Source organism: Pelomonas cellulosilytica, from assembly GCF_021353265.1.
Lineage (GTDB): Bacteria > Pseudomonadota > Gammaproteobacteria > Burkholderiales > Burkholderiaceae_C > Pelomonas > Pelomonas cellulosilytica.
The window spans coordinates 471,066-483,004 of the sequence record NZ_JAJTWU010000005.1 but is presented as its reverse complement, the minus strand read 5'-3'; the positions used below and the strand labels follow the sequence as shown (position 1 = coordinate 483,004).

The 11,939-nt window shown below is 68.6% G+C and carries 1 protein-coding gene (only partly in view); it reads left to right on the top strand.

Features of this window, described 5'->3' with window-relative positions; all coding sequences use genetic code 11:
- Positions 1–89: 89 nt before the first annotated feature.
- On the top strand, positions 90–11,939 hold the beginning of the coding sequence (locus LXT13_RS15385; protein WP_233372837.1) for a CARDB domain-containing protein. The gene runs 15,213 nt beyond the window's last position; 11,850 of the gene's 27,063 nt are visible here — the first part of the coding sequence; it begins with the start codon at positions 90–92; its stop codon lies beyond the right edge, outside the window.

Genomic DNA, 11,939 nt, shown 5'->3' with positions numbered 1-11,939 from the left:
GCGACGGCGTCGACACGCTCATCGCCACCGGCTGGGACACCGGCAAGACCAACACGCTGCAGTTCAAGGCCGACGTCACGCCGGCCGACGTGAAGCTGCGCCGCGTGCTCGACCAGGGCGCGCGCACCTACAGCGCGCTGGAGATCGCCTACGGCACCGGCGGCGACCGCCTCGTCGTCAACGCCTTCTTCGAAGGCGACGACCCCGCCCGCGGCTACAACCCGCTGCAGAAGATCCAGTTCGCCGACGGCACCGTCTGGGCCATCGCCGACATGGCGCAGCGTGCGCTCGCCGGCACGGCAGGCAACGACACCATCACGGGCACCGTCGCATCCGAGACGCTCAGCGGCTTCGACGGCAACGACACGCTGAACGCCCGCGCCGGCAACGACACGATCAACGGCGGCGCCGGTGACGACAGCATCAACGGCGAGGACGGCAACGACACCATCGACGCCGGCACCGGCAACGACACCCTCTACGGTGGCTCCGGCGCCAACACCTACCTCTTCGGCCGCGGCGACGGCCAGGACACGCTGCTGGAAAGCCCCTGGGACACCAGCGCCGGCAAACTGAACACGCTGCAGTTCAAGGCCGGCATCCAGCCGTCGGACGTCATCGTCCGGCGCGTCTTCGACTACCGCACCGCGCAGTACACGGCCATCAGCATCGGCCTCTCGGGGAGCGACGACAAGGTCACCGTCTCCTACTTCTTCTACAACAACGACCCGAAGAACGGCTACAACCCGCTGCAGCAGGTCAAATTCGACGACGGCACGATCTGGGACCTGGCCGCGCTCGTCGCCGAGGTGGACAAGTCCGTGGGCATGGACCTGACGGTCAAGAACGTGTCAGTAGCACCGGCCGGCGGCGCCAGCCAGGTGCTGTCCGGCGGCCAGGTCACCGTGACGTGGACCACCACCAACCAGGGCGCCACCGCCACCCTCGGCGACTTCGCCGACCGCGTCACGCTGCGCTCCGCCAGCGGCGACGTGCTGGCCGACCTGCTGGTGCCCTATGTCGAGGCCACTTCCGGTGCGCTGGCGGCCGGCGCCAGCATCACGCGCACGGCCACGCTGAAGCTGCCCGACGGGCCGACCGGCGCGGGCAACCTGCTGGCTGTCGTCGAGACGGACTACGGCAACACGCAGAAGGAAGGCGCCACCGCCGAAGCCAACAACCGCGGCCAGGCCGGCTTCACGAGCACGCTGGCCGAGTACGTTAACTACGTCAACCTGACGGCCGGGAACCTGGGCATCACGCCGCCCGGCGACTGGAAGAACGGCGACACCGTCACCGTCAACTGGACAACGACCAACGCCGGCACCATCCCGCCGGGCCGCAACTGGACCGAGCGCGTCGAGGTGCTGAACCAGACGACCGGCACCGTCATCGCCAGCCTTACGAAGACCGGCACGCCGGCCGAGGCCCAACCCGGCACCAGCGTCGACCGCACAGCCAGCTTCACCTGGCCGGGTGGCCTCAACGCCGCCGGTGCGATCCGACTGCGCGCCACCGTCGATGCGGGCAACGAGATCGCCGAGTTCAACAGCACCGGCTCGCTGGAGAACGACAACCAGGTCGAGCGCAACGTCAACGTCGGCAGCGACCTCATCGCCCGCAACCTCGCGCTGGACAGTACCACGCCCACGTCGGGCGACGTGCTGACGCTGCGCTGGGAAGACGTGAACCAGGGCGCCGTGCCCACTAACCTGCCCTACCAGGACCGCGTCGTCATCCGCCAGCGCAATGCCGACGGCAGCGCCGGTGCGGTGCTGGTGGACACGCTCGTCAGCTTCACTGGCAACGCGGCACTGCCGCTGGCCCCGAGTGAGGTGCGCGCGCGCAGCTACGGCTTCGTGCTGCCGCAAGGCGCCAAGGGCGCCGGCACGTTCGACGTGACCGTCAGCGTAGACCGCAGCAGCAGTGGTGCCGGGGTGCTTTTCGAGGCCAATGCTGACGGCACGGCCGAGAGCAACAACGATGCGACCTGGAGCTTCACGGCCGCGCTGCGCACCTATGCCGACCTGGCCGTCACGACAGTGGACACGCCGCCGAGCGCCAACGCCGGTGGCGACATCAGCGTCGGCTGGACGGTCAAGAACGGCGGCGCCGCCGCCGCGACAGCCACCAATGGCTGGGTCGACCGCATCGTGCTGAGCCGCGACGACATCGTCGGCAACGGTGACGACGTCGTGCTGGCCGAGGTGCCGCGCACCACGACGCTGGCGGCAGGCGCGAGCTACAGCCAGACGGCCACGGTGCGCATCCCCACGCGCATCGACGGCAACTACCGCATCGCCGTCATCAGCGACGCAACGGCCAAGGTCACCGAGCCGGACACGCGCGCGGACAACGCGAAGCTGTCGGCCGCCATCGCCATCACGCAGACCTATGCCGACCTGGTGCCATCGCTCACCGTCGTGCCGGTGGAGATGTTCGCCGGCCGTGGCGCGCGGGTGGAGTGGTCCGTCCGCAATTCGGGCACAGTCGCGACCGACGTGAACCGCTGGGTGGACCAGGTCTACCTGAGCAGCACCCCCAGCCTCACACTGCAGTCCACTCTGCTCGGCTCGGTCACGCGCGTGGGCACGCTGGCCATGGGGGACAGCTACACGGCCGGGCTGGACTTCACCGTGCCGCGCGATGCGACCGGCCCGCGCTACCTCATCGTCAAGACCGACGCCTTCGCGGCCGTCTACGAGCTGGGTCGCACAGACAACAACGTCGTCGTCGCCACCAGCGCAACGACCGTCAACGCCGAGCCCCGCCCCAACCTGCAGATCGACGGCGTGACGGTACCCGACAGCTGGCGCGTCGGCCAGACGGTGCCGCTCACCTACACGGTGCGCAACGCCGGCAACGACACGGTCAGCGGCTTCATGGGCGAGGAGGTCCGCCTCGTCGACACGCGGGGCCTGATGCCCACGCAAGTGCTGGCCAGCACCTGGGCCTTCCAGACGCTGGCCGCCGGCGGCACGCTGACGCAGAAACTCAACCTGGCCGTGCCCGCCATCCCGCCGGGCAGCTGGCGGCTGGAGATCGTCGCGGACAAGGGCAACTATGTCGCCGAGTCCAGCGAGACCGACAACATCGCCACGGCCGCCATCGCGGTGACGGCACCCGACCTCGTCGTGGGCAGCCTCTCGACCACCGGCCTGCTGCAGGGCGGCGAAGCCATCGTGCTGAACTGGACGACCCGTAACACCGGCAGCGCGCCGGCGGCCGGCATCCGCGAAAAGGTCTACCTGTCAAAGGACGGCATGGTCGACGGCGGCGACCTGCTGCTGGGCGAGCGCGTCATCGACACGCTGGCGGCTGGCGCGTCCAGCGACGGCACCCTGGGTTTCACGCTGCCGGCGGACCTGTCAGGCGCGTGGCGGCTCATCGTCGTCACCGACACGGCCAACGCCAACAACGAGTCGACCAACGAGAACAACAACATCGACTCGCTGGGCATCGACGTCGCACTGGACGCCTATGCGGACCTGGCCGTGCTCAGCGTCAGCGCGCCAACGCAGGTCATCAAAGACCCGGCCAGCATCACGGTGGAGTGGACCGTCCAGAACCGGGGCCCAGGCGCCGGTCGCACGGCAAGCTGGACCGACCGCATCATCTACAGCACGAACAGCGTCCTGGGGGACAGCGACGACATCGTGCTGGGCAACGTCACGCATGACGGCGGCCTGGCCAGCGGCGCGAGCTACACCGGCCACCTCGACTACAGCTTCGGCCCGGCCTTCAGCCGCCACGGCACGATCTTCGTGAAGACCGACGCCACTGCCGCGGTGTGGGAGAACGGCAGCGAGGCGAACAACGTCAAGGACGCCGGCCACGCGACCGACGTGATGCCCATCCCGTACGCCGACATGCGCGTCGAGTCGGTCAGCACGCCCAGCACGGCCTACAGCGGCCGCGACATCAGCGTGCAGTGGACCGTGGCCAACCGCGGCATCGGCATCACCAACACGACCGGCTGGACCGACAGCGTCTGGCTCAGCCGCAACGCCGACGGCAGCGGCCAGCGCTACGACCTCGGCAGCGCCGGCCACCTGGGCCAGATGGCCGTTGGCGACACGTACAACCGCAGCATCAACGTGCGCCTGCCCGACGGCATCTCGGGCGACTGGTTCCTGAACGTCGCAACCGGCGGCCCATATGAGTTCATCTACGGCGACAACAACGTCGGCCACTCGGTGGCCGTGCCGGTCACGCTGAGCGATTCGCCGGACCTCGTCGTGCAGAGCCTCGACGCGCCCGCCACAGCGCAGGAAGGCGCGCTGATCGACGTCAGCTGGACGGTGCTGAACCAGGGCCTGGCTGGCGCGGCCGGCCAGTGGCAGGACACCGTGCTGCTGCTCGCCCCCAACGGCTCCACTGTCGTGCTGGGCAACTACACGTACGACCGCGGCCTGGAGGCTGGCAAGACCTACTCGCGGACCGAGCAGGTGCGCCTGCCCGTCAAGATCGAAGGCGGCTACCGGCTGCGCGTCGTGACCAACAGCCTGCTGGGCAGCAGCGGCCAACCGCAGGTCTACGAGTACGGCGACGCACGCAACAACAACACGGCGACAGACACGGACACCCTTGTCGTCGCCCTGAACGACCGGCCCGACCTGCGCGTCACGAAGATCGAGGCGCCCACCGACGTGACCGCCGGCACGAGCGCCGGTTTCAAGTTCACCGTGGGCAACTTCGGCCCCGAGGCGACCTCCGGCCAGTGGCAGGACTACGTCTACCTGTCACTCGACGGCACGGTCAGCGCCGATGACGTGCTGCTGGCCCGCGTGGACAGCGGCGCCGCCCTGAGCCCGGGCGGCCTTGACGACTACACGACCACCGTCAACGGCGTAGAAATTCCGATCCGCTACCGCGGCGACGTCTACCTGATCGTCGTGGCCGACGGCGGCAACCGCATCGACGAGTACCCGAGCGAAGGCAACAACACGCGCGCCGAACGTTTCCACATCAATCCGGTGCCCTTCGCCGACCTCGTCACGAGCGATGTCGTCGCCCCGGACCAGGTCGTGCATGGCGCGACCGTGCAGGTCAACTACAAGGTTGTGAACAAGGGCTCGGCCGCGACTCGCGGCGATGCCGCGACGACCAACAGCTGGACCGACACGGTCTGGCTGACCGTTGACAAGACGCGCCCCAATCCGAGCAAGGGTGACATCAAGATCGGCCAGGTCACGCATACCGGCAAGCTGGCCGTCGGCGAGGACTACCTCGGCCAACTGGACGTGCAGATCCCCGACGGTGTCAAGAGCGGCAACTACTTCATCACCGTCTGGAGCGACACCTACGACGCGATCCTGGAAGACACGCTCTCGAGCAACATCAACCCGGACGACCCGACCCAGGCCGACAACAACAACTACAAGGCCCGGCCCGTCAGCGTGCTGGGCATCACGCCGCCCGACCTTGTCGTCACGAGCGTGACAGCGCCGGCCAGCGCCCAGGCCGCGGGCGGCTACACCTTCGGCTACACCGTCAAGAACCGCGGCGACGCCTACGAGGGCGCGTGGACCGACAAGGTCTGGCTGATGGACAACCCCGACCCGACGCAGGCGCGCGTCACCTGGCTGCTGGGCGAGTTCCGGCAGCAGCGCTCGCTCGGCAACGGCGAGAGCTACACGGTCAGCCAGACGCTCAACCTGGGCCCGTCGGTCAGTGGCGGCTATCTCGTCGTGCAGACGGATGCCGGCTACAGCTACCTCGGCCGCAACGACGTGGCCGAAGTGGCTGAGGACAACAACGTCAACCGCGCAGTCTCCGTCGTGACGAACGCGCCGGCCGACCTGCGCGTCACCAACGTGACGACACAGCCGACCAACTACTCGGGCGAAGACACCACGATCACCTGGACGGTGCAGAACTTCGGCGCCACCGTGTGGAGCGGCACCAAGGGCTGGCTGGACCACATCTGGGTCAGCCCGGATCCGACCTTCATTCCCGGCCGCGCGACGCAGATCGGCTCGGTGGTCCACACGAACTCGACGCCGCTGGGCGCGGGCGAAAGCTACACCGCCAGCGCCGTCGTCAAGCTGCCACCAGGCACGGACGGTAAGTACTACATCTACGTGATGACGGACGGCAAGCACGCCGCCGATTCGCTCGCGCCAGACCTCGGCCGCGGCGAGAGCTCCGACCCCCGGTACCAGTCCCAAGACGAAGTCAACGCGCCTCCCACCCCGTACAGCGACTACAACGCCTACACCCGGGACACCTACTACACGACCTCTGTCTTTGAGGGCACCCAGCGCGACAACAACCTCGGCCAAGGCACGCTGAACATCGTCTACCGCGAGCCCGACCTGCAGATCGACTCGATCACGGTCGACAACCCCAACCCGAGCTCCGGCGACCTGATCACCGCCACGTGGACCGTCACGAACCGCGGCACGCGCGAGACCCGCGTGCCGGGCTGGATGGACGGCGTCTACCTGTCGCGCGATGCAACGCTGGACCCGAGCGACTACCCGCTCGTCGACCGCGGTAGCGAGATCGAGACGCTGCTGCGCGCCCGCCAGGTCTACCTGACCGACGAGAAAGGCAAGCCGCGCTTCCTGAAGCCCGGCGAGAGCTACACGCAGTCGGCGACGTTCGCGATCCCGACGTCGATCAGCGGCAACTTCAACCTCATCGTCAAGGCCGACACCGGCGTCTTCAAGGACTTCTACGCAGAGGTGCCCAGCACCATCCGCGCGGGCCTGCCGGTCATCCGCGAGAGCGGCACCAACGGCGTGCTGGAGTTCGGCGACGAGGCCAACAACACGGCCAAGATCGCGCTGCCCATCACGCTGGCGACACCGCCGGACCTGCAGGTCACCAGCGTCACGGCACCGCAAGCCGTCTACGCCGGCCAGAACTTCACCGTCGGCTACAAGGTGGAGAACCTCGGCGGCAAGACGCCGGCGGACCAGGGCAACTGGTACGACATGGTCTACCTGTCCAAGGACCGCTTCCTGGACCTGAGCAAGGACCGCTACCTCGGCTATGTGCAGCACGGCGGTGGCCTGGCCGCTGGCGGCAGCTACACGGGCAGCCTGACCTACACGGCGCCACGCGACCTCGAGGGGCCCTACTACGTCTTCGTCGTCACCGACCCGGCCCGCATCTGGGGCAGCGGTGACAGCGGCCAGGTGCTGGAGTTCGGCAAGGACGACAACAACAACGCTGCGGCCGTGCAGCCGATGCGCATCGAGACGCCGCCACCGGCCGACCTCGTCGCGACCAACGTCGTGGTGCCCAGCAGTGCCAAGGTCGGTGACGAAGTCGAGATCACCTTCACCATCCAGAACTCGTCCATCAACCCGGCCTACGGCCGCTGGACGGATGCGCTCTACCTGTCGGCCGACAACAGCTGGGACCTGAACGACATCGCGATCGGCAAGGTCGCGCATGTAGGCGACCTGGGCGCCAACGGCAGCTACACCGCGACGCTGAAGGCCAAGCTGCCGCCGCTGAAGGACGGCAACTGGCGCGTCATCGTGCGCCCGGACCTCTACAACGAGGTCTTCGAGGGCAAGATCACCTACACCGATACCGGCCTGAACCTGCCGGCGGGCGAAGCCAACAATCGCACCGCCTCTGGCGCGACGCTGCACGTCGACGTGCCCACATTGACCGTGGGCCAGGCGCTGGCCACGACGCTCACCGACGGCCAGACCCAGGTCTACAAGGTCAGCGTCGCCGCCGGCGAGACGCTGCGCGTGCTGCTCGACTCGACCGCCGCGAACGGTGCCAACGAGGTGTATGTGCGCTGGAACGACGTGCCCACCGGCAGCGCATTCGACGTGGCCTACAGCAACCCGGTCTCGCCCGACCAGACGCTGCTGGTGCCCACCACGAAGGCGGGCGACTACTACATCCTCGTCCGCTCGCGGCAAGGCGGTGTCAACACGCCGGTCACGCTGCGCGCCGACCTGCTGCCGCTGTCCATCACCAAGGTCACGCCCGACCAGGGCGGTGTCGGTGACGACGACCACCGCTGGGTCACGATGGACATTGAAGGTGCCCGCTTCGCGGCGGGCGCCCTGGTCAAGCTGGCTCGCCCGGGAGAGTTCGAGATCGAACCCGAGCGCTGGCAAGTCCTGGATGCCACGCACATCCGCGCCGTGTTCGACCTGCGCCATGTACCCATGGGGGTGTATGACGTCATCGTCACCAACCCCGACGGCCAGCGCGTCGTCGAGCCCTATCGCTACCTGGTCGAGCGCATGATCGAAGTCGACGCCGCAATCGGCGTCGGCGGCCCGCGCAACATCCAGCCGGGTGATGCAGCGACCTACAGCGTCAGCCTGCAGAGCCTCACGAACGTCGACACGCCCTACATTCGCTTCGACATCGGCGCGACCGACATGGGCAACAGCGAGTACGTGCTCGAAGGCCTGAACCTGCCCTACGTCGTGTTCGGCAGCAACGTCGGCGGCAAGCCCGACGGCGCGATCGCCGCGGGCGACGGCAACAACCAGGCCTACGGCACGACACCCACCACCGGCGTGCGCGCCGACGTGCCCTGGGCGTCGCTCGATGGCATGACCAACACCCTGGGCTGGAACCTCGCGCCCGGCTACGCCTTCGACCTGGCGGCCAATGGCTTTGCCGGCGTGACATTCAAGGTCCAGACCTACCCCGGCCTGGCCGAGTGGATCAACTACGACTTCGAGGGCCTGCGCGACAAGCTCTACGCCATCCACCCCGACTGGAAAGCCGCCGGTATCCTGGACGAAGGCGTCACGGGGCTGGACAAGATCTCCAAGGGGCTGACGGCCAAGTTCCTCTCCAAGGATCCCGAGGAGCACATCACGAAGGAAGAGGCCTTGGCGATGCCCTTCCGCTTCGACACGCTGGCCAGCGTGACGGCGCTGACCCGTGATGAATTCATTGCGGAGCAGACTGCCCACGCCAAGGCGCTGCGCACTGCCATCCTGAAGGACGCGTCGGCCCCAAGTGCGCTCGCCGTGCTGGCCGCCGACGAGGCGCAATGGGTGAAGGGCTGGCTGGGTGCACTGGAGACCGCCGGCTTGCTGCGCCCCGAGGGCCAGGCGCCCGCGATCCGCAGCGATGAGCTCGTGCTTAGCCTGAACGCGACGCTGGCGTCGGGCATCTTGCTGGCCAAGGGCGGAGACAGCTACCGCACGCAGGCCGACCTTCTGGGCTTTTTCTCCAAGGTCCAGCAGTGGTATGGCGACACGGCCAGGTACGCCGGCGACCCGAACGCCGCGCATGCGCCGGTCGACTACGAGGAAGTGCGCGAGACCGACGACGGCACCACCGTCGAGGTGCCCGTGCCCGTCGCCCCCAATCCGGCCGACTACGACCAGCATGCCGCGCAGGCCACCCACTTCATCAGCTTCGACGTCTTCGCCGGCAACCGCGCGGAGCTCGAGTACCTGCGCCATATCGGCGTGCTCGACAGCGAGTTCCGCCCCGTCGGCCCGCAGGCGCTGAACCTGACGAGCTACCTGCAGCAGGCCGCGCAGGCCCAGGCCGATGCCGGCGCGACGATCAGCGTGCGCGGCCCGCAGGCGCTGCCGGCGGCCAACGGCTCCACCTATGTGCCGACCGACTACGCGCTGCCCTACACGCTGAGCTTCAACAACCCGACCGGCGGTCCCGTGGGAGAAGTCCGTCTCGTGACGGCCATCGACCCCGACCTGGACGCGCGCAGCCTGCGCCTGGGCGACCTGAAGATCGGCGACATCAACATCCACGTGCCGGACGGGCAGGCCGTCTTCCAGGGCGACTTCGACTTCAGCGGCGCAGCCGGCAAGGGCTATGTGCTGCGTGTGAGCGCGGGCATCGACGCAGAAGCGCGCGTGGCGACGTGGCTGATCCAGGCGATCGACCCCGACACCGGCGAGGTTCTGCACGACCCGACCCGCGGCCTGCTGCCGCCGGACGCGAACGGCAAGGCCACGGGCGGCTTCGTTTCCTACACCATCCGTTCGGCGGACACCGCCAAGACGGGCGCCACGATCACCGCTGCTGCGCGGGTGTTCTTCGACGCCACGCCGCCCATCGCCAGCAGCAGCATCAGCCACACGCTTGACGCCGACGCGCCCCAGACGACGCTGACGGTCACCAGCAATGGCAACGACGCCTCCGGCCAGCCCACGTTCAAGCTGAACTGGAAGGCCACCGACGACGCCTCGGGCGTCAAGCACGTGACGGTCTATGTCGCCGAGGACGGCGGCGACTTCCGTATCTGGCAGAAGCAGGTGGCCGGCGCCGAGAGCACGGCGCTCTTCACCGGCCGGGCGGGGCACCGCTACGAGTTCCTGGCGGTCGCCACCGACAACGCCGGCAACCGCGAGGCAGCCAGCGTTGTCAACGCCGTGCTGCCCGACGACGGCAGCCGCGGCCAGGCGCAGCAAGGCCTGGGCGTCACCGAGACGCTGGCCACCAGCGCCGAGCTGCCTGCCGCGACGCCCGATCGCACCTACAGCCCGAGCAGCCTGTTCACGCAGGCTGCGCAGCAGCTGCCCGGCTTCGTCATCACGCCAGCGCTCGGTGGCCTCGGCAGCGACCTGCAATCGGTGCTTGCGCCGCTGCAGCTGCGCGGCTTCGCCAGCGGCTTCAGCGCCAGCGAGGGCGACGTCGGTGCACTGGCCATGGTGGAGCTGGCCGACGGTTCGGTGCTCGCCAGCGCCGGCACCGCGCGCAACGAGGTCTTCCGCTTCGGCAAGGATGGTGGCCGCTCGGTGCAGCCCCTGTTCACGACGGCCACCGCCATCCTCGACATGGCGCTGGACGCCACCGGCAACCTGTGGGTCATGACCGGCTCGCAGCTGCTGATGATCGACGCCGGCACGGGCGCCGTCATCCAGGCCGTCTCCTCGCCCGGGGGCGACCCGCTGACGCACGCGCTGGCCATCCAGCCTGCTACCGGCCTGATCTTCGTGGCCAGCGGCAATGGCGTGGAGGTGTTCGATCCTAAGGCGGACGCGCAGCGCGCCTGGAGCCACTTCAGCAACACCCGCGTCGGTGATCTGGCCTTCGGCCCGGATGACCGGCTGTGGGCCGTGCGCTGGACCGGCAGTGACGTGAACGGCGCCCTACCGGAAGCGACGACCGACATCATCAGCTTCCCGATGAGCGGCGCCACCAAGGGCCGCGCGGAGCTGGAGTACCGCCTGAGCGGCCTCGTGGACAGCCTCGCCTTCGGCCAGGCGGGAACGGGTCTCGCGGGCCTGCTGCTGGCCAGCAGCAACACGCCGCAGCGGCCCACCGCCGCTGACGGCAGCAGCACGGCTGCGCACACGGGCGCCGTCTGGGCCATCGAGCTCAGCAGCCGCCGGGCCTTGAAGCTCGCTCAGGGCGGCACGCGCGGTGAAAGCATCGTCGCCACCGCCGATGGCCGCGTGCTCGTCGCACAAACCAACCGCATCGACGAGCTCGCGCCTGTAAAGGCGCCCAAGGTGGTCGCCGCCAGCGTGGCCGACGGCGCCCTCGTGCCGCTGCCGCTGACGCAGCTCGCCATCAGCTTCGACCAGGCGATGTGGACCGGCGCGGATGGCGCCGACACGACCAGCATCTCCTCGGTGCTCAACGCAGCGAACTACCGCCTCATCGCCACCGGCGCAAACAGCAACCTGACCCTGACGCCCGAGAGCGTCCGCTGGGACGCCGCCAGCAAGAGCGTCGTGCTGAGCCTGCCCAACTTGCCCGCGGGCGGCTGGCGCCTGGAGGTCTCGAGCCATCTGCGCAGCGTGCAGCAGGTCGAACTCGGCACGGCATGGGACTTGGCCTTCACGGCGGTGACGGACATCTCCAACCTGGTGCGCATCGACTTCGTCAACACCCGTGCGGACCGCCTGACGGGAGCCCTCAGCTACGACGTCAGCCTGACCAACCTCGGCGTCGACGACCTGCGTGGGCCGCTAATGCTGCTGCTCGACCCGGGCCGCTACTTCGGCGACAGCATCGCCGGC